Here is a 17,922-nt window from a genome sequence, read left to right as displayed (position 1 = left end):
TTAGTCGGGGCTCCGACAGGCACTACCGTCGACAGCGTGCCAGCAGCGCGCATCACCCGCCTCACCGAGTCGGACTGGGAACAGTTCGCCGAGCTTCGGCTGCGTGCACTCACCGACACCTTCGGCACCGACGACAGGCAGTACCTCGTCGAGGCCCGCTTCACCCCGACCGACTGGCGCCGCCGGCTGCGTGACCACGCGCAGTTCGTGGCCGTGCTGGGCGACCGGCCCGTCGGCATGGTGGCCGCCTATCAGGAGAGCGCGGAAGCGGCCTACGTGTACTCGCTGTGGCTCGAGCCGGAGGCCCGCGGGCGCGGGCTGGCCCGCTCGCTGGTGTCGGCGGCCGTGGACTGGGCACGCCGACGCGGGGTGCGCACCGCGACTCTTCGGATGGCCCCCGACAACGCGGCGGCCCGCGCGGTCTACGAGAGCCTGGGCTTCACCGAGGTGCCCACCGGCGGCGCCAAATCCGAAGTGGTGATGCGACTCACGATCCCGTGAGGTCGGGCCGGTACTTGGCGAGTTGCGCGCGCAGCGTGTCCATCGATCGCACCGCCCGCTCGCCGTCGACCGACTGAATGGCCAACACCGCGGCGTACTCGTAGTCGGCCAGGTCGACTCGGGCCCACCGAGCGCCCGGCGGGAACGACACCCCGACGACGTCCGTCCACGGAATCACCCGCTCCAGAAGAATGTTGCGCACCCCGAGCCCGGCGGGCCCGATGCGCAGCCGCGGGGTGGCCAGCAGCAGGATCGCGGCAGCTAGGATCACCCCGAGCCCACCCATCGCCACCTGGTCGGCGGTCTGCAGGGTCGCCCCGGTGTAGCGGATCTTCAGCAGGAAACCCACCACGATCCCGGAGGCCGCGACGACAAACGCGGCGCCGTAGGCGACGTACGGCGTCACGCGAGGCCGCACCACGACATCCCAGTCGCTGGTGCTCATGCCCCGCGCAGGTGGCGCAGCGTCAGCGCGGTGGACAGCGCGGCAGCGGCGGCCTGTGCGCCCTTGTCCTCGGCGGAGTCGGGCAGGCCGGCGCGGTCGAGCGCCTGTTCCTCGGTATTGACGGTCAGCACTCCGTTGGCGACCGGAGTGGACGCGTCCAGCGAGACCCGGGTCAGGCCCTGGGTGACCGCGTCGCAGACATAGTCGAAATGTGGTGTCTGGCCGCGGATCACGACGCCGAGCGCGACGACGGCGTCATGGGTGCGCGCGAGTTCCTGTGCGACAACCGGGATTTCGATGGCTCCGAGCACCCGGACGACGGTCGGGTTCGGTTGTCCGGAGTCCTCGGCCACCCGGCGGGCACCGTCGAGCAGCGCGTTGCAGATCTTCGAGTGCCAGGTGCTCGCGACGATGGCCAGCGACACATCCGAGGCGTCCATCTCCGGAAATTCGGGGAGGCCGGCGCCTCTGCTCACTACAGGGCCCCGCCCAGGTCGCCGGGCACGACCTCGTCGTAATCGTCGAGTCCGGTGAGGTCGTGACCCATCCGGTCGCGCTTGGTCATCAGGTAGCGAATGTTCTCGGCGTTGGCGCGCACCGGCAGCGGCACCCGCTCGATGATGTGCAGCCCGTAGCCGTCCAGCCCGACGCGCTTGGCCGGGTTGTTGGTCAGCAGCCGCATCGAACGCACCCCGAGATCGACGAGGATCTGCGCGCCGATGCCGTAGTCACGCGCGTCGGCGGGCAGCCCGAGCTCGAGGTTGGCGTCGACGGTGTCGGCGCCGGCGTCCTGCAGCTGGTAGGCCTGCAGCTTGTGCATCAGGCCGATGCCGCGGCCTTCATGGCCGCGCATGTAGAGCACGATGCCGCGGCCCTCGCGGGCCACCATCGCCAGCGCGGCGTCGAGCTGCGGACCGCAGTCGCAGCGCCGCGAGCCGAACACGTCGCCGGTCAGGCACTCGGAGTGCACCCGGACCAGCACGTCGTGGCCGTCGTTCTCCGGCCCGGCGATATCGCCCTTCACCAGGGCGACGTGCTCGACCTCTTCATAGATGCTCGAGTAACCGACCGCCCGGAACTCGCCGTGCCGGGTTGGGATCCGGGCCTCGGCGATGCGCTCGATGTGCTTCTCGTGCTTGCGGCGCCACTCGATGAGGTCGGCGATCGAGATCAGGGCGAGGTCGTGCTCGTCGGCGAAGATTCGCAGCTCGTCGGTCTGGGCCATCGAGCCGTCGTCCTTCTGGCTGACGATCTCGCAGATCGCGCCCGCCGGCTCCAGGCCGGCCAGGCGGGCCAGGTCGACGGCAGCCTCGGTGTGGCCGGGACGGCGCAGTACGCCGCCGTCCTTGGCGCGCAACGGCACAACGTGGCCGGGCTTGGTGAAATCCTCCGCGACGCTGCCGGGATCGGCCAGCAACCGCATGGTCGTCGCCCGATCGGCAGCCGAAATACCGGTTCCCACACCGATTTTGGCGTCGACGGTGACGGTGTAGGCGGTGCCGTGCTTGTCCTGGTTGACCGCGTACATGGGCAGCAGGCCGAGCTTGTCGCAGATCTCGCCGGACAGCGGCACACACAGGTAGCCCGAGGTGTAGCGGACCATGAACGCCACCAGCTCCGGCGTCGCCTTCTCGGCGGCGAAGATCAGGTCGCCCTCGTTTTCACGGTCTTCGTCATCGATGACGACGACGGCCTTGCCCGCCGCGATATCGGCGACCGCCCGCTCGACGGTGTCCAGCCTCGTCATCGTTGCCTGCTCACTTCCGCTGTTGTGCTACTAGACAGTATGAACCACCTGTGGCGCGTGGTTATTGCCCGTCCTGTTGAGCGGTCCGCTCACTCGGCTGGCGGCCGTCAGAGAGACCGGTCTGCGCAGGCCAAGGCCATGGTGTGACGTACGTGACAGGATTGGCCAGCGGGGTGAACGACCGATGAACTGAGCCGACTCGAGAGCCTCGATGAGTTGACTGTGCGGTCTCATCCGTCCCAGACGGGGCGGCGAGTCGCGGATGAAATCGCACAGCCGGCAACGGCTGCACGCAGGAGCGCGCGGCTCGGTTGGATTCCCCGCTGGGCTCAATGCTCGGGCGCGCCATGGGGACCGGTCAGGTGCGGCTGCGACCTGCCGCGGATCCTGGTTTAAGAAGGACCGGGTCGACGCCGCGGTCGTGTCCGCGCCGATGATCGCCGCCATCGTCGACGGCACCGGGCAGATCATCTACTTTCTGGTCGCCCATGCGAGGCTGCGGCAGTTGGCGGGGTTGTAGTCATCTTCTTTGCCCCGCTAGCTTTCGTAGGCAGCTTTCGAACTGCATTAGTAGGAGCCGGTGCCGCTGTTGCCGCCGCCGTTCGCGTTATAGAGCACCCATGTGTTTTGAGGGTTCGACGTCACCCAGCCGTTGGTGACCTTGTAATAACCGTCGTAGAAGGCCAGCGTGACGGATGTCGGACCGCTGCTTGAGCTCCAACTACTGCCACTTCCATTGGCGCCCCAGATGAAACTTCCCGCGGTCCTGGTGTAACAGGGCCCCGAGACGGTGCCACCGCATTGCCCCAGAGATTGATACCCGATCTGCAGGTCGCCTTCCGCGTCTCCGATGTTGATGCCCGTGACTACAGGTGCGTTGATCCCCAGGACTTTGGTCCAGCCAGTGTTGGTCTGCGCGCCGCCGATCGTCGGTGCGCTGTTGTAGCCGGCAACTGGCAGGTAGACCGTCATGACGTTGGACTGGCCGCCGAGGCTGTCGTAGACCGCGTAGTAGAAGTAGTCCTGCGTCTGGTAGGTGGTTCCGTTGGACACGAAGGTATTTCCCACCCCGAGCTTGGCGCGGGCGTGGAAGTAGGCCTGGTCCTTGGTGATCGTGTAGGTGAACGTTCCGTCGGAATTGATCTGCACCTGGCCACCGTTGGCCGTGGTGGCGGAGCTGGGCCAGACAACCGTGAGCCCGCTGGCGACCGTCGCGCTGAGCTGCCCCGTGGTCGTCTGCTTCCACGTCGTGGTGTTCAGGTTGAACGTTCCCGTGGCACCGCTGCTGGTATCGACGCCCGACACGTACTTGGCGACGTCGAACGGATCCTTGGTGAGGGTGAGGACCGGCCCCGCCGGAATTGCCGCCGTCTTTATTAGCGTCGACTTGTTATTGCCGTCGGTACCGATGATGGTGAAGCTATCGGCCCCGACGCTGGTGCGCGTGTAGGTGTAGGTGCCATCCTCGTTCACCGTCACGCTGCCGTGGGTAGGCTGGGTGCCCAAGGAGTATTTCAGCAGGCCGGTGTCGCCGGTCGGAATGCTAAGGCCGCCCTCGATCACACCCGAGGACGGGTTCGGGGAGCTGTAGGTCAGCGTGCGGGTGACGGTGTTGTTCACCGTCACCGTCACCGGTGTTACTCCACCGTGGTCGTCAGCGACCTGCACCTGGAACGAGTCGGAGGCGACTCCCTCCTTCGGGATGTAGGTGATCGCGCCGGTCGACGTATTGAGTTGCACGATAGAACCGTTGGTGGTGTAGATCGAGCTGGTCGTCGCTCCCGTCGTGCCGGGATTGACCAGCGAGTAGGTCAACGGATCGCCATCGCTGTCGCTGGCAGCGACGGTGCTGCGCCGGATGCCGAGGCCGGAGGCAGCGCCGAATGTCGGCGTCCACGAGGGGGCACTGTTCGTCCCGCCGGGAATCTGAACCTTGACGGTGACAAGGTAATTCTGACCGTCAGCCCCCTTCACGGTTACATCAACCGTGTCGTAGGGGTTGCTCGACGTTCCCGCATGGAAGTAGTCGGCGCCGGGAAGTGTTTGAGTGTAGGAGAATCCGCCGCCAGCACTGTTGATAGTGACCAGGGCGCCCCACGCCGACGTGTACGTGTTACCGGCTGCCGGCGAGAAGCTCGCCGCGTTACCGTTCTGATCGACCGCGTGGAACGTGCCATAGGCGTAGGCGGAGCCCAGAACCTTGCTCGGGTAACCGGAATTGTATGTAGTGCTCGTGGTGAAAGAAGTGCCCGGCAACGGGGTGTTGGCAACGGTCAAAATTTTGACCTGGAAGGTGAGTGTGTAGGGAGCACCGTCCGCAGACGTCACCGGAATGCTGACGGTGTCGTATTGGCCGGCCGCCCCCGCCGCAAAGAACGCAGCACCGGGAAGCGTGTTCGTGTAGGTATATCCGCCGTCGTAGGTGTTGATGGTGACCAGGGCTCCCCATGCTGAGGTGTAGGTGTTGCCGTCGGCGGGCTGGAAGCTCACCGAGTTGCCGTCCTGATCGACCGCGTGGAACGAGCCTGCCGCGTACTGCGAGGCGGTCTCGGGGGTCAAACCAATTGTGTAAAGCCAACTCTCATACGTGGTAGTGCGAGTATACGTCTGTAGGGCGGCCATCTCCTGGAACCGCTTGTAGATCCCGACCAGGGCGACATAGGTCACGAGCGTGAACGGATTGACTTGGGCCGCAGTCCAAGTCGGCAATACGATGTCGAACGCCTCTGCGGGGCTGCTGTACACGCCACCACCGAGGGCAACCGACGCCGCGACTTTGAGTTCGAGACTGGTGGCGTCGTGCAGGTCAGCCCGGGTGACGGTCGCGCCGGTGGTCGAGTAGATGACGTCGATGGCGATCTGTTCCATGTCATAAACGCCATTGAGCATGTCGGTCAAAACCGTCGCAGTCCCGGCTACGGCTGCACCCATGATCTTGTACGGCGTGATCACACCCAGAGCACCCGCGCCGTCGGCGATCTTGAAGGGCGGCACAACGCGATTCAAGAAGTCGCCGATCGCATTGAGGGTGGTCGCGAAGGTATAACCCGGGATCGACGAGGTGAAGAAGATAGCCGCGAAATTGAGGGAATCCCGAATCCACCGCACCGGACCACCGACGGGCGCAGTCGCGATCAGTTGGTCGAGTTGAGTTGTGAGCGCGTCGAGACTCTGATCGATTGGATGATTGGTGATGTCGACGAAGTGAGCCGGCGGACCAGGCCAGCCAACGAGTCGCGCCAGCGCCCTCGCCACGACGCTCAGGTAAACCGGGTCCTGGCTCGGATCCGCAGCGGCCGTCGCGGCGGCGGTGGGAGCGGCCTTGACAGCGGCGGTGGTCGCCTTGGCGATCTTCGGCGTGGTGGTGATCGGCGTCGTGGTGACAGCCACAGTTGGCGTGGCGGGGCTCGCGGTGTCGGTGAAAGGCGGGTTCACAGTATCTTCGGTCGCGGTCGCGGTCGCGGTCGTGCCGTCGCTTGGCGACGTCGTTGACTCAGCGGCATCCGACGAGCTCGCCACGGTGACGGACGGCGTCGACGTGGTGACACCCGCACCCGAAGTGGTGGTTGCGCTCGAACCCGATCCACTCGCGGCAGGTGAGGTGCGGGGAGCTTTAGTCGACTGCTTGCTGGCAGGTTGCTTCCGCGCGGACCCAGCCGTAGAACTTCCACGAGTGGGTTTCGAGGACGTGCCGGAGTCATTGGTCGAGGTCGCCTTCGGCGCGGAGTCCGACGAGCCCGCGTCCGCGGAGGCCGACGCCACCCCTTGCCCGGCGGCAACCGTCAGGCCCACGCCAACCGCAGCCGCCAAGATCCCGTTGCGAGCTGCTTGCCTCCCAATGTGCACGGAGGGCTTTCGGTGGCGAGCAGCCTTCTTCCGGTGGCGACCCCCGCGCTTCTTGGAACTCACCAACTCTCCCGCTCATCCGAATTGTGACGAGACTCACGGCGCCGCGGCGCGAGAGACGCACGCCACTTAGGCGCTACCGCAACGTAACATTACTTAGAAAATTTTCCAAAGCTTGCATTGGTCAAGTTTTCGGAAAACGCTGCTACCAGCTCATTCGACGCGACCTGCGCGAGTTGACATCCTCGAGTGGTGCTGAGCGACCGCCCAGCCACTACATATTCAGCAAATTAACCTACTAATCAATTGATCAGGCTTCACGCCGCAGGTCAGAGCTGGCGGTCGCCGAGCAGTCGCTCCACGTATTTGGCGATGACATCGACTTCGAGATTCACCGGCGTGCCGACCGGTGCGCGGCCCAGCGTGGTCAGAGACAGGGTGGTCGGGATCAGCGACACCTCGAACCAGTCGTCACCGAGGCCGGACACCGTCAGCGAGATGCCGTCGACGGTGATCGAGCCTTTCTCCACCACGTAGCGCGACAGCTCCGTTGGCAGGGCGATCCGCACGATCTCCCAATGCTCGGACGGCGTGCGGGACACCACATGACCGGTTCCGTCGACGTGGCCCTGCACGATATGGCCGCCGAGGCGGCTGTTGACCGCCGCCGCGCGCTCGAGGTTCACCGCACTGCCGACGTCGACCGCGGCCAGGCTGGACCGGTTGAGCGTCTCGGCCATCACGTCGGCACTGAACTGACCGCCGGGCAGCACCTCGACGACAGTCAGGCAGACACCGTTGACGGCGATCGAGTCGCCGTGGCGGGCATCGGCGGTGACGACGGGCCCGCGGATGACGAATCTGGCGGAGTCGGCCAAGTCATCCTTTCCGACGATCTCACCCAGTTCCTCGACGATTCCGGTGAACACGCGCCCAATCTAGCCCTGGCGTGACGACACTCGCCCTCCCCTACTGAAACCGCAGGTCAAGCCCCATCCCATCGGTGCTCACCAGCCTGGTAGCCGCGGCGTGGTCACCCCGACCCTCTACGATGCACCTATGCCGACGTGCCGCCGAATGTTTGCCGTCCTTGCCGCCCTCTTCGCAACAGCAGCGCTGTTTGTGGCGGGCTGCTCGTCCTCGTCGAAGCCCTCCGAGCCGCTACCGGATGCGACCGGACTGCTGCAGCAGTCCATTCAGGTCACCAAGGGCCTCAAGAGCGCCCACCTCGACATCACTGTCGGCGGCAAGATCGAAGGCCTACCCGTCAAGAAGCTCACCGGCGATCTGACCAACGTCCCCGCGACCGCGGTGTCCGGAAACTCGACGATCTCGATGGGCGGCTCGGATGTCGACATCCAGCTGGTCGTCCTCGACGGCACCCTCTACGCCGCCCTGACACCCAACAACTGGCTCGACATGGGCCCCGCCAAGGACATCTACGACCCCTCGGTGGTCCTCAACCCCGACAATGGCCTGGCCAACTGGCTCGCCAGCATCTCCGATGCCAAGTCGGAGGCCAGTGAGACCATCAACGGCGTGGACACCGTCCGCATCACCGGCAAGGTCAGCGCCGACGCGATGAACAAGCTGATCCCGCTCAAGGCGACCAGCCCGCTGCCCGCCACCGTGTGGATCCAGAAGGCCGACCCGCATCAACTGGTGCAGGCCAAGGCCGACACCGGCAATGGCAGCAGCATCCAGATCACGTTGTCGGAGTGGGATAAGCCGGTCACCGTCACCAAGCCCGCCGTCTGACGGGCGCAGGCGATGGCTGAGTCTCTGGACACTGGCGCCCACCGGGCGCAAGCCTCCGGCCGCAGCCGCCGGATCGTGATCAGCGCGGGCAGCCTGGCCGTGCTGCTCGGGGCGCTCGACACCTATGTCGTCGTCACGATCATGGTCGACATCATGTCGACCGTCGGCATCCCGGTGAACAAGCTGCAGCAGGTCACGCCGATCATCACGTGGTACATGCTGGGCTACATCGCGGCCATGCCGCTGCTGGGCCGGCTGTCCGACCGGTTCGGACGCAAGCTGATGCTGCAGCTGTCGCTGGTCACCTTCGCGGTGGGCTCGGTCGTGACAGCGATGTCGACGGACCTGACCATGCTGGTGGTCGGCCGGCTCATCCAGGGCGTCGCCGCAGGCGCCCTGCTGCCCGTCACGCTGGCGCTGGCCGCCGATCTCTGGGCGGCCCGCAGCCGCGCCGCGGTGCTCGGCGGTATCGGCGCTGCCCAGGAACTGGGCAGCGTGCTGGGACCGCTGTACGGCATCGGCGTGGTGCTACTGCTGGGCAAGTGGCAGGACGTGTTCTGGATCAACGTGCCGCTGACGCTGATCGCGATGGTGGCGATCCACTTCAGCCTGCCGTCCCATGACCGCAGCGAGAACCCCGAGAAGGTCGACCTGATCGGCGGCATCCTGCTGGCGATCGCGTTGGGCTTGGCCGTGATCGGGTTGTACAACCCGAACCCGGACGGCAAGACGCTGCTCCCGCCGCACGGCCTGATCCTGGTGATCGGCGCAGTCGTCGCGGCCATCGCATTCTTCGTCTGGGAGCGGTTCGCCCGCACCCGGCTGATCGAACCGGCGGGCGTCCGGTTCGTGCCGTTCCTGGCCTCGCTGGGCACCTCGCTGTGCGCGGGTGCGGCGCTGATGGTCACGCTGGTCAACGTCGAACTGTTCGGCCAGGGCGTGCTGGGCAAGGACCAGACGCAGGCGGCGTTCCTGCTGCTGCACTTCCTGATCGCGCTGCCGGTCGGTGCGCTCATCGGCGGCTGGATCGCCACCCGGGTCGGCGACCGGATCGTCGCGGTAGTCGGCATGCTGATCTCAGCCGGTGCGTACCTGCTGATCTCGCACTGGGGTACCAATGTGGCGAGCGCCCGCCACGATTTCGGTTTCGTGTCGCTGCCTGTCATCGACTCCGACCTGGCGCTGGCCGGCTTCGGGCTGGGCCTGGTGATCGGTCCGCTCACCTCCGCCGCGTTGCGGGTGGTGCCGGCGGCTCAGCACGGCATCGCCTCCTCGCTCGTCGTGGTGGCCCGCATGACCGGCATGCTGATCGGCGTCGCGGCGCTGAGCGCCTGGGGCCTGTACCGGTTCAACCAGATCCTCGCCACGCTGCCCAGCCCGGGCGGCAACAGCCTGGCCGCCAAGATCGCTGGCGAAGCCGAGCGCTACCGCACCGCATTCGCCATGCAGTACGGCTCGATCTTCTTCGTCACCGTGATCGTGTGCCTGGTCGGCGCCGCACTGGCCCTCTTCATCGGCGGCAAGCAAGCACACCTCGACGAGACCGACGACGCACCGTCGCTGACCGCGTCGCACTGACTCACACGTCGCGGGCCACCAGGTCGGCCCAGGTGTCGCGGCGCACAACGAGTCTGGCGTTGCCGTCCGCGGCGAAGACCACTGGAATCCGGCGCGCCCCGTTGTACTGGTTGGACATCGTGTAGCAGTACGCCCCGGTGACGGGAACGGCCAGCAGGTCGCCGACGGCCGGATCATCAAGGGGCACAACGTCGATCAGCTGGTCGCCGGATTCGCAGTGTCTGCCGACCACAGTGACGTCGGCGCCGCCGCCCACCCGGTCGACGAGCGTGGCCTCGAATCGCTGGCCGTACAGCGACACTTCGAGGTTGTCACCCATGCCGCCGTCGACCGCGACGTGGGTGACCACCCCGTGTTTGACGGTGGTGACGCGGTAGACCGTGCACGCCGCAGCGGCGGTCATCGAGCGGCCGGGTTCGACGATGATGCGGGCCTCAGCGGGGATGAGGCTGCGGGCCTTCTCGATCATCGTCTGCGCGTAGACGTCCACCGGCGGCGGCCGATCGGCGTAGGTGTAGCGCACGCCGAGTCCGCCGCCGAAGTCGTAGACGTCGAAGCTCCCGAGTTCGGCGACGGGCTCCACGGCGGCGGCCAGCTGCTCGGCATCGAGCAGCTGCGAGCCGACGTGGGTGTGGACACCATCGCAGCGCAGCACCTTGCTGCGGCGGATCCTCTCGATCGCCACTCGCGCGTCCGCGGGCAGCAGACCGAATTTCGAGCCGGCGTGCCCGGTGGCGACGGCGGCATGGGTGTCGGCCTCGATTCCCGGCACCACGCGCACCAGGCACGCCTGCCGACGGCCAGGCTCGACGATGCGTTCCAGTCGATCGATGTCGTCGAAGTTGTCGACGACGATCAGACCGACACCACTGCCGACGGCCATCTCGATTTCCTCGTCGGTCTTCGCATTGCCGTGCAACAGCATCCGCGCCGGGTCGGCTCCGGCGGCCAGTGCAGTGACGATCTCTCCCCCGCCTGCGACGTCGAGCAGCAGCCCTTCCTCGGCGGCGAGGCGCTGGATTGCGGTGCAGGGAAACGCTTTCGACGCGAACGCCACGTCACTTCGAGCCCACCGATCGCGGAAGGCGCTCAGGTACTCCCTGGCCCGCTGCCGCACAGCATCATCGGCGACCACCATGACCGGGGTACCGAATTCGGCGGCGAGTTCATCCAGCCGGCAGCCGCCGACGCTCAGCACGCCACCGTCTATCCGGGAGCCGGCCGGGAACAGGCCCAGCACGTCGGGATCGCTCATCTGAATAATCTTGCTTCATCGGCGAGGGTATCGACCCACGAGTCGGCGGGTACCCGACCGATCATGAGCAACGAACTTTCCGGCAAGAAGATCGCATTCCTGGTTGCCCCCGAAGGCACCGAACAGGTCGAGCTGACCAAGCCGTGGGAGGCCGTCGAACAGGCCGGCGGCACCCCGGAACTGGTGTCCACCGAGGTCGGCAAGATCCAGGCATTCAACCACCTCACTCCCGCCGATACTTTCGAGGCCGACAAGGCCGCCGACGCGGTGTCGGTGTCCGACTACGACGGACTGGTGCTGCCCGGCGGTGTCGCCAACCCTGATTACCTGCGCACCAAGCCGGCCGCGGTCGAACTGGCCAAGAGCTTCTTCGACGCAGGCAAGCCAGTGGCCGTCATCTGTCACGGACCGTGGACGCTGGTCGAGGCCGACGTCGTCGAGGGACGCCGGATCACGTCCTGGCCGAGCCTGCAGACCGACCTGCGCAACGCCGGCGCCGACTGGGTCGACGAAGAAGTCGTGGTGTGCACCGGTGGCCCGAACACTCTGATCTCCAGCCGCAAGCCCGACGATCTGCCGGCTTTCTGCGGAAAATTGGTGGAAGCTTTCGCTGGATAGCCCTTCGTCGGTAACGTCGCATCCATGCGGGGTTCGACATGCTGATCGCTGCCTTGCGAGATTTACAGTGGCGCAAGCGACGTTTCGTGATCGCGATCGTCGGCACCGGTTTGGTGTTCGCGATGACACTGGTTCTCACCGGACTGGCCAACGGTTTTCGGGTCGAGGCCACCCGTACGGTCGACGCGCTTGGGTTCGGCAGCTATCTGGTGAAAACCGGTGCGCCAGGGCCGTTCCTGGGGTCGTCACCGTTCCCGGCCGCTCAGCTGCAGCAGGTCGCGAAGATCCGGGGCCTCACCGCCGTGGTGCCGCTGGTCTATGGCAGCGCTACCATGCCCGACGGCGGATCGGCCCGCAATGTCAACGTGTTCGGCGCGTTGCCGCGCGGCCCGGGAATGCCGCCGATGGCGTCCGGCCGGGTGCCGACCCTGCCCTACGAGATGGCGGTCTCGAGCACGATGAACCGACCAGTGGGAGCTCGCGTTGAAATCGGTTCCAAGACAATGGAAGTCGTCGGCATCGTCGATGACTCGACAGCACTGGCCGGCCAGCCCAACATCTTTCTCACCGTGGAGGGCGCCCAACAGCTGTTGTTCTCCGGCCAACAGCTGCTGTCCTCGATCGGAATGAACGGAACGCCCGCGTCAATACCGAGCGGCTTCCGCACCGTTGATCGCGCCGGCGCGGTCGAGGATCTGTCTCGTGCACTCAAGGGTGCACGTCAGGCGATGACGCTGATGGCCGGGCTGCTGTGGGTGGTCGCCGCGCTGATCGTCGGGTCGATGATCTACGTGTCGGCCATCGAACGCACCAGAGACTTCGCGGTTTTCAAGGCCGTCGGAGTACCGGCACGTTCGATCCTCGGCGGCCTCGCCGTGCAGGCGGTGATCGTCGCGGTACTGGCCGCGCTACTCGGCGGTGTGCTGTCGGTGGTCCTCGGCCCGCTGTTCCCGATGCGGGTGGACATCCCGACGGCGGCGTTCGTAGCCCTGCCGATCCTGGCCGTGGTGATCGGTCTGCTGGCCAGTGTGGCGGGCCTGCGCCGCGCGGTGACCGTCGACCCGGCGCTGGCGTTCGGAGGGCCCTGACGTGGCAGACCTGCGGATCAAAGACCTCGTCGTGGAGTACTCCCGCGGCGAGTACGCGGTGCGCCCGATCGACGGGCTGAGCCTGGACGTCAGCGCCGGTTCGCTGGCAATCCTGCTCGGTCCCAGCGGGTGTGGGAAAACCACGCTGCTGTCGTGCCTCGGCGGGATCCTGAGCCCGTCGGCCGGCCGCATCGAGTTCGGTGACGTCGACCTGACCAAACTCGACGAGCGCGAACTGTCGGTGTACCGCCGCAACACTGTCGGCATCGTGTTCCAGGCGTTCAATCTCGTCGCCAGCCTGACCGCACTGGAGAACGTGATGGTGCCACTGCGGGCGGCCAAGGTGCCGCGCAACGAGGCGCGGCAGCGGGCCGAGGAGCTACTCACCCGGGTGGGACTGGCCGACCGGATGCGGCACCGGCCCGGTGATCTCAGCGGCGGTCAGCAGCAGAGGGTGGCGGTTGCGCGGGCGATCGCGCTGGACCCCCCGCTCGTGCTGGCCGACGAACCCACCGCCCATCTGGACTACATCCAGGTGGAGGAGGTGCTGGGTCTGATCCGTGAACTCGCCTCCGGTGATCGGGTAGTGGTGGTCGCAACGCACGACACCCGGATGCTGCCGATGGCCGACCGGGTGGTGGAGCTGATGCCCCACCTGCCCTACACCGAGCACGAGCCGGAGAACGTGGAACTCAAGTCCGGACAGGTGCTCTTCGAGCAGGGCACCCTCGGTGACTGCATCTACGTTGTGTCCAGCGGTGAAGTCGAGATCGTGCGCGAATTGTCAAGCGGCGGTGAGGAACTGCTGAAGGTCGCCGGTCCGGGCGACTATTTCGGGGAGATGGGACCGGTGTTCGGGCTGCCCCGCTCGGCGACAGTCCGGGCGAGAACAGACGCGACGGTGGTCGGCTACACGGTGCAGGCGTTCCGGGAAAAGCTGGGCGCCACCGGATCTCGGGAGATCGTCGAGCACAAAGAGCTGGAAGATTAGTTCCCCGGCACCAGACTCAGCAGCAGATCCGGCCCGATCCGGTCCACACCGTCGTAGCGCCACCGCAGCGCCCGCGCGATGCTGGGCACACCGACGTCGTCGACGGCGGTGACCGGGCCGCCAAGCAGGATCGGCCCGACGTAGGCCAAAATCCGGTTGATCACGCCGGCCCGCAGGAACGCACCCGCCAGCGTCGGGCCACCCTCGAGCAGCACGTCGGTGCGGTCGGACAGCGCCTGGATCACCTCGTGCGGGTCATGGGTGCGGATCACCATCGTGTGCGAATCATCGTTGAGCACATTGGCTTCCGGAGAGATCTCCCGCTTGCCGACGACGACCCGCAGCGGCTGACGGTCGGCCAGCCCGCCGCCGGGCAGCCGGGCGGTCAGCGTCGGGTCGTCGATGTCCACCGTGCCGGTGCCGACCACGATCGCATCACACGCCGCGCGGCGCACATGCAGATCGGCGCGGGCGGCGTCACTGGTGATCCACTGCGAGGAGCCGTCGGCAGCGGCGCTGCGGCCGTCGACACTGGTGGCGAACTTCCATGTGACGTGCGGGCGTCCGGTGCGCTGCTTGTGCAACCATTCCCGCAGCGGGCCGCCTGCCACCTCCTCCGCGCAGACACCGTCGGACACCGAGATCCCGTTCTGGCGCAATCGATCTGAGCCACCAGTGGCAACCGGATTGGGATCGGCGACGGCGTAGACCACAGCGGCCACCCGAGCCTCGATCAGGGCATCGACGCAGGGCGGGGTGCGGCCGTGGTGGTTGCACGGCTCGAGGGTGACCACCGCCGTGCCACCGACGGCGCGCTCCCCCGCCTCACGAAGCGCCACCACCTCGGCGTGCGGACCACCGGCCGGCTGGGTGCCGCCGACACCGACGACCTCGCCCTCGGCACTCAGAACGACCGCTCCCACAGGCGGATTCGGATACGTCGAACCCTTGACCCGCTGCGACTGATCGATGGCCAGCCGCATTGCGGCCTCCACCTCCGCCGGCGTGGGTGCCGTCATATCCGCAGATGCTGCGATGCGGTGGCGGCCTGCCGGCGCAGCGCCTCGACCGCGGCGGCCGGGTCACCGGCGCCGTAGACCGCCGAGCCCGCGACGAAGCAGTCCACCCCGGCTTCGGCGGCCTGCTCGATCGTGTCGGCATTGATGCCGCCGTCGATCTCCACCAGGATCGTCAGCTCGCCCGAGTCGACCAGCCGCCGTGCCGTCGCGACCTTCGACAACACCTCGGCGATGAACCTCTGCCCGCCGAAGCCCGGCTCGACCGACATCACCAGCAGGGTGTCGAAATCGCGCAGGATGTCGAGGTAGGGCTCGAGCGGGGTGCCGGGCTTGACCGACAACCCCGCCTTGGCGCCGGCGGCGCGGATGTCGCGCGCCACTGCGACCGGGTTCTCGGTCGCCTCGGCGTGGAAAGTCACGTTGTACGCGCCGGCCTCGGCGTAGCCGGGCGCCCAGCGGTCCGGGTCGTCGATCATCAGATGGCAGTCCATCGGGATGTCGGTCGCCTTGAGCAGACTTTCCACCACCGGCAGACCCAGGGTGAGGTTGGGCACAAAATGGCCGTCCATCACGTCGACGTGCAGCCAGTCGGCGCCCTCGACCGCGGCGGCCTCCTCGGCCAGGCGGGCGAAGTCGGCGGACAGGATCGACGGGGCGATCAGCGGTTTCATGGCAGCCATTAAACAGTCTTCTGCAGAGCGGCCGCGAACATGGCGTCGGTGCCGTGCCGGTGCGGCCACAGCTGCACGTGCGGCCCGTCGCCGAGCTGCTCGGCCGGGGCGAACAGCGGCCGGGTGTCCAGCGCGGTGACGCGATGGCGGCGCAGCGCATCGGACACCACCCCGACGGTCTCGGCCAGATGAGGCGAGCAGGTGGCGTAGAGCACCACCCCGCCGGGACGGACCAGAGCGATCGCGGCGGCCAGCAGTTCGCGCTGCAGTTTGGCCAGCACCGGCACGTCAGCCGGGGTGCGCCGCCAGCGGGCCTCCGGACGGCGTCGCAGCGCCCCCAGCCCGGTGCAGGGTGCGTCGACCAGCACGCGGTCGAAGCTGCCCGGCTGTAGCGCGGACTCGCGGCCGTCCACCCGCAGCACCTCGACCGGCAGGCCGCGGGTGTTCTGCTCGACCAGCTCGGCGCGTCGCGGAGCCGGTTCGATCGCGGTAACGGTGCCGCCCTGCTGCGCGCCGTTCGCTGCGATCAGCGCGGTCTTGCCGCCCGGCCCCGAACACAGGTCCAGCCAGCGGCCGCCGTCCTCGCCGACCAGCGGCGCCAGCGTCAGCGCGCGGGCCACCAGCTGGCTGCCCTCGTCCTGCACCAGCGCCTTTCCCTCGCGTACGGCCGACAGCCGGCCCGGATCGCCGCCGCCGAGATACACCGCGTACGGCGAGTAGCGCCCGACGGTCCCGTCGACGCCGGCGGCGAGTTCTTCGGCGGTCAGCACACCTGGGCGTGCCGCGAGGTGTACGCCAGGGCGGGCGTCGTCGGCGGCCAGGGTGGCGTCCAGTTCACCGGCGGCGGCGCCGAGCGCATCGGCGAACGCCTGGGCGATCCAGCGCGGGTGGGCGTGCACGAACGCCAGGTGCCCGACCGGGTCGGTGTCTTTCGGCGGCGCCAGCTCGGCCACCCAGGACGCTTCGTCACGGCCGGCGATTTTCCGCAGCACTCCGTTGACGAAACCGGCTCGGACACTGTCGAATTCGATACCCGCCTGCTCGACCGTGGTGGACACCGCGGCGTGCTCGGCGACGTTGGTCCGCAACAGCTGATAGCTGCCGAGCCGCAACAGGTCCCGCAGCACCGGATCGATCTGATCGATGGGTCGTCCGGCCGCGGCGGCGATGACAGCATCGAGCAGGCCGAGGGTGCGGCAGCTGCCGTAGGCGAGTTCGGTGGCGAACGCCGCATCGCGGCCGTGGATGCCACGCTCGGCCAGCATCGCAGGCAGCACCAGGTTCGCGTAGGCGTCCCGTTCCGACACCGCACGCAAGACGTCGAACGCGGCCTGACGGGCCGGGTCCAGCGGGGTGCGGCGAGGTCGGCGCGGCGGACGTTGTTGGGTGCGGTCCCGCCCGGGTGGCGCGCCGGTCCGGTCACGTTTCTGAAAGCTCTTTCCGCTCTGCGGCTTTCGCTTGTCCGGACGCTCACTCATGACGCTCGTACCGTCTCGTCCAGCCGGGCGCCGCGCGCCCAGTCGGCGGCGTTCATCAGCTTCTTGCCGGGCGGCTGCACCTGGCCGAGCAGCACCGGCTGCGACGCGGTCCCGACCCGCACACCCGACCGGTCCACCGCGATCTGCCCCGGCGCCAGCGGTGCGGCCGACTCGTCGACGGTCACCGGGCCCACCTTGACCCGCAGGTCGCCGATCATCGTCCAGGCGCCGGGATTGGGCGTCACCGCACGGATCCGGCGGTCGACGACGTGCGCGGGCAGGTCCCAGGACACCCGCGCCTGCTCGACGGTGATCTTCGGTGCCAGGCTGACCCCCTCGGCAGGCTGCGGCACCGGCGTCAGCGTGCCGTCACCGATCCCGTCCAGCGTCGCCTCCAGCAGACCCGCACCCGATTCCGCCAGCCGGTCGAGCAGATCACCGGACGTGTCGGTTGGGCGGACCGTTTCGGTGACCACCCCGTACACCGGCCCGGAATCCAGGCTCGGCTCGATCAGGAAAGTCGTTGCGCCAGTGACCGAATCGCCGGCGGCAACCGCGGCCTGCACCGGCGCGGCACCCCGCCAGGCCGGCAGCAGCGAGAAATGCAGGTTGATCCACCCGTGTTCCGGCACGGCCAGTAGCGCCTCGGACAGCAGCGCGCCGTAGGCCACCACCGCGCAGCACTCCGGCGCCAGTTCGGTCAGCTCGGCGATGAACTCCGGTGAGTTCGGCCGCGCCGGGCGCAGGATCGGGATACCCGCCTCGTCGGCCAGCCGTGCGACTGGTGACGGCGCGGGCTTGCCGCGACGGCCGGCGGCGGCGTCCGGACGGGTGAGCACCGCGATCACGTCGTGGCGCGGTGAGTCGATCAGCCGCTGCAGCGACGGCAGTGCCGGTTCGGGTGTGCCGGCGAAAACGATTCGCATA

The 17,922-nt window shown here is 67.5% G+C and carries 17 protein-coding genes and 1 pseudogene; 8 read left to right on the top strand and 10 right to left on the bottom strand.

The annotated features are described in order from the left end of the window. Nucleotides 1-36: 36 nt before the first annotated feature. Nucleotides 37-501: a GNAT family N-acetyltransferase gene (locus K0O64_RS13165; RefSeq protein WP_071945248.1), complete on the top strand. Its 465-nt coding sequence runs from the start codon at nt 37-39 to the stop codon at nt 499-501. Here K0O64_RS13165 and K0O64_RS13160 read toward each other — a convergent pair. The 3 genes from K0O64_RS13160 to K0O64_RS13150 are packed head-to-tail and all read right to left on the bottom strand — an operon-like array spanning nt 488 to nt 2,693. Beyond that, entirely contained in the window at nt 488-946 is a 459-nt protein-coding gene (locus tag K0O64_RS13160; protein WP_071945250.1) for a PH domain-containing protein, read from the bottom strand. The two genes, K0O64_RS13165 and K0O64_RS13160, sit on opposite strands and share 14 nt — an antisense overlap. Continuing rightward, the gene (gene ribH, locus K0O64_RS13155; protein WP_096311350.1) at nt 943-1,422 is read right to left on the bottom strand and encodes a 6,7-dimethyl-8-ribityllumazine synthase; all 480 of its coding nucleotides are present in this window, start codon (nt 1,420-1,422) and stop codon (nt 943-945) included. Before ribH ends, K0O64_RS13160 begins: the two co-directional genes overlap by 4 nt. Continuing rightward, complete coding sequence (locus tag K0O64_RS13150) at nt 1,422-2,693, bottom strand: bifunctional 3,4-dihydroxy-2-butanone-4-phosphate synthase/GTP cyclohydrolase II (RefSeq protein WP_071945254.1); 1,272 nt, start codon at nt 2,691-2,693, stop codon at nt 1,422-1,424. The genes ribH and K0O64_RS13150 overlap by 1 nt, the downstream gene beginning before the upstream one ends. 394 nt (nt 2,694-3,087) lie before the next feature. Here K0O64_RS13150 and K0O64_RS29900 point away from each other — a divergent pair. Continuing rightward, nucleotides 3,088-3,213 (top strand): annotated as a pseudogene (locus tag K0O64_RS29900) (hypothetical protein); the annotation flags it as partial. 47 nt (nt 3,214-3,260) lie between these two features. Here the strand turns inward: K0O64_RS29900 and K0O64_RS13140 are convergent. Continuing rightward, nucleotides 3,261-6,083 carry an Ig-like domain-containing protein gene (locus K0O64_RS13140; protein ID WP_096311348.1) on the bottom strand — a complete coding sequence of 941 codons (2,823 nt, stop codon included), beginning with the start codon at nt 6,081-6,083 and terminating at the stop codon, nt 3,261-3,263. Between K0O64_RS13140 and K0O64_RS13135 the strand changes: the two genes are divergently transcribed. After that, nucleotides 6,016-6,672, top strand: coding sequence for a hypothetical protein (locus K0O64_RS13135; RefSeq protein WP_125477432.1), 657 nt, complete (start codon nt 6,016-6,018; stop codon nt 6,670-6,672). The genes K0O64_RS13140 and K0O64_RS13135 overlap by 68 nt on opposite strands. Nucleotides 6,673-6,868: 196 nt before the next feature. On the opposite strand, the gene K0O64_RS13130 is transcribed toward K0O64_RS13135, so the two are convergent. Beyond that, nucleotides 6,869-7,468: a riboflavin synthase gene (locus K0O64_RS13130; RefSeq protein WP_096311346.1), complete on the bottom strand. Its 600-nt coding sequence runs from the start codon at nt 7,466-7,468 to the stop codon at nt 6,869-6,871. A gap of 130 nt (nt 7,469-7,598) precedes the next feature. On the opposite strand from K0O64_RS13130, the gene K0O64_RS13125 reads away from it, so the two are divergent. Then, nucleotides 7,599-8,297, top strand: coding sequence for an LppX_LprAFG lipoprotein (locus tag K0O64_RS13125; protein WP_071945262.1), 699 nt, complete (start codon nt 7,599-7,601; stop codon nt 8,295-8,297). 12 nt (nt 8,298-8,309) lie between these two features. Beyond that, a complete protein-coding gene (locus tag K0O64_RS13120; RefSeq protein WP_071945264.1) occupies nt 8,310-9,875 on the top strand; it encodes an MFS transporter in 1,566 nt (521 codons plus the stop codon). 1 nt (nt 9,876) lies between these two features. Here K0O64_RS13120 and lysA read toward each other — a convergent pair whose 3' ends face one another. Next, the gene (gene lysA / locus K0O64_RS13115) at nt 9,877-11,130 is read right to left on the bottom strand and encodes a diaminopimelate decarboxylase (protein WP_096311344.1); all 1,254 of its coding nucleotides are present in this window, start codon (nt 11,128-11,130) and stop codon (nt 9,877-9,879) included. 63 nt (nt 11,131-11,193) lie between these two features. On the opposite strand from lysA, the gene K0O64_RS13110 reads away from it, so the two are divergent. The 3 genes from K0O64_RS13110 to K0O64_RS13100 are packed head-to-tail and all read left to right on the top strand — an operon-like array spanning nt 11,194 to nt 13,827. Continuing rightward, on the top strand, nt 11,194-11,748 hold the full coding sequence (locus K0O64_RS13110; protein WP_096311343.1) for a type 1 glutamine amidotransferase domain-containing protein: 555 nt from the start codon (nt 11,194-11,196) through the stop codon (nt 11,746-11,748). A gap of 38 nt (nt 11,749-11,786) precedes the next feature. Beyond that, nucleotides 11,787-12,836 (top strand): ABC transporter permease, encoded by a 1,050-nt coding sequence (locus K0O64_RS13105; RefSeq protein WP_071945270.1) that lies wholly within the window; start codon nt 11,787-11,789, stop codon nt 12,834-12,836. Nucleotide 12,837: 1 nt separating this feature from the next. Continuing rightward, the gene (locus K0O64_RS13100; protein WP_096311342.1) at nt 12,838-13,827 is read left to right on the top strand and encodes an ATP-binding cassette domain-containing protein; all 990 of its coding nucleotides are present in this window, start codon (nt 12,838-12,840) and stop codon (nt 13,825-13,827) included. On the opposite strand, the gene ribD is transcribed toward K0O64_RS13100, so the two are convergent. The 4 genes from ribD to fmt are packed head-to-tail and all read right to left on the bottom strand — an operon-like array spanning nt 13,824 to nt 17,921. Then, nucleotides 13,824-14,846, bottom strand: a complete 1,023-nt coding sequence (gene ribD / locus K0O64_RS13095) for a bifunctional diaminohydroxyphosphoribosylaminopyrimidine deaminase/5-amino-6-(5-phosphoribosylamino)uracil reductase RibD (protein ID WP_096311341.1) — start codon at nt 14,844-14,846, stop codon at nt 13,824-13,826. The genes K0O64_RS13100 and ribD overlap by 4 nt on opposite strands. Continuing rightward, a complete protein-coding gene (gene rpe / locus K0O64_RS13090; protein WP_164520069.1) occupies nt 14,843-15,526 on the bottom strand; it encodes a ribulose-phosphate 3-epimerase in 684 nt (227 codons plus the stop codon). Before rpe ends, ribD begins: the two co-directional genes overlap by 4 nt. Further along, nucleotides 15,526-16,995, bottom strand: coding sequence for an RsmB/NOP family class I SAM-dependent RNA methyltransferase (locus tag K0O64_RS13085; protein ID WP_225933707.1), 1,470 nt, complete (start codon nt 16,993-16,995; stop codon nt 15,526-15,528). The genes rpe and K0O64_RS13085 overlap by 1 nt, the downstream gene beginning before the upstream one ends. Then, nucleotides 16,992-17,921, bottom strand: coding sequence for a methionyl-tRNA formyltransferase (gene fmt / locus K0O64_RS13080; protein WP_096311340.1), 930 nt, complete (start codon nt 17,919-17,921; stop codon nt 16,992-16,994). Before fmt ends, K0O64_RS13085 begins: the two co-directional genes overlap by 4 nt. Nucleotide 17,922: the final 1 nt, after the last annotated feature.

It is taken from the genome of Mycolicibacterium pallens, assembly GCF_019456675.1.
Classification (GTDB): domain Bacteria; phylum Actinomycetota; class Actinomycetes; order Mycobacteriales; family Mycobacteriaceae; genus Mycobacterium; species Mycobacterium crocinum.
The sequence above is the reverse complement of the archived record's forward strand: the minus strand, read 5'-3'. Positions and strand labels throughout refer to the sequence as shown.

Bases quoted from the DNA above. Each gene is read 5' to 3' on its own strand.
- ribD (WP_096311341.1), bottom strand. From the start codon at position 14,846: ATGACGGCACCCACGCCGGCGGAGGTGGAGGCCGCAATGCGGCTGGCC.
- K0O64_RS13110 (WP_096311343.1), top strand. From the start codon at position 11,194: ATGAGCAACGAACTTTCCGGCAAGAAGATCGCATTCCTGGTTGCCCCC.
- K0O64_RS13160 (WP_071945250.1), bottom strand. From the start codon at position 946: ATGAGCACCAGCGACTGGGATGTCGTGGTGCGGCCTCGCGTGACGCCG.
- K0O64_RS13125 (WP_071945262.1), top strand. From the start codon at position 7,599: ATGCCGACGTGCCGCCGAATGTTTGCCGTCCTTGCCGCCCTCTTCGCA.
- fmt (WP_096311340.1), bottom strand. From the start codon at position 17,921: ATGCGAATCGTTTTCGCCGGCACACCCGAACCGGCACTGCCGTCGCTG.
- K0O64_RS13085 (WP_225933707.1), bottom strand. From the start codon at position 16,995: ATGAGTGAGCGTCCGGACAAGCGAAAGCCGCAGAGCGGAAAGAGCTTT.
- K0O64_RS13120 (WP_071945264.1), top strand. From the start codon at position 8,310: ATGGCTGAGTCTCTGGACACTGGCGCCCACCGGGCGCAAGCCTCCGGC.
- lysA (WP_096311344.1), bottom strand. From the start codon at position 11,130: ATGAGCGATCCCGACGTGCTGGGCCTGTTCCCGGCCGGCTCCCGGATA.
- K0O64_RS13105 (WP_071945270.1), top strand. From the start codon at position 11,787: ATGCTGATCGCTGCCTTGCGAGATTTACAGTGGCGCAAGCGACGTTTC.
- rpe (WP_164520069.1), bottom strand. From the start codon at position 15,526: ATGGCTGCCATGAAACCGCTGATCGCCCCGTCGATCCTGTCCGCCGAC.
- K0O64_RS13150 (WP_071945254.1), bottom strand. From the start codon at position 2,693: ATGACGAGGCTGGACACCGTCGAGCGGGCGGTCGCCGATATCGCGGCG.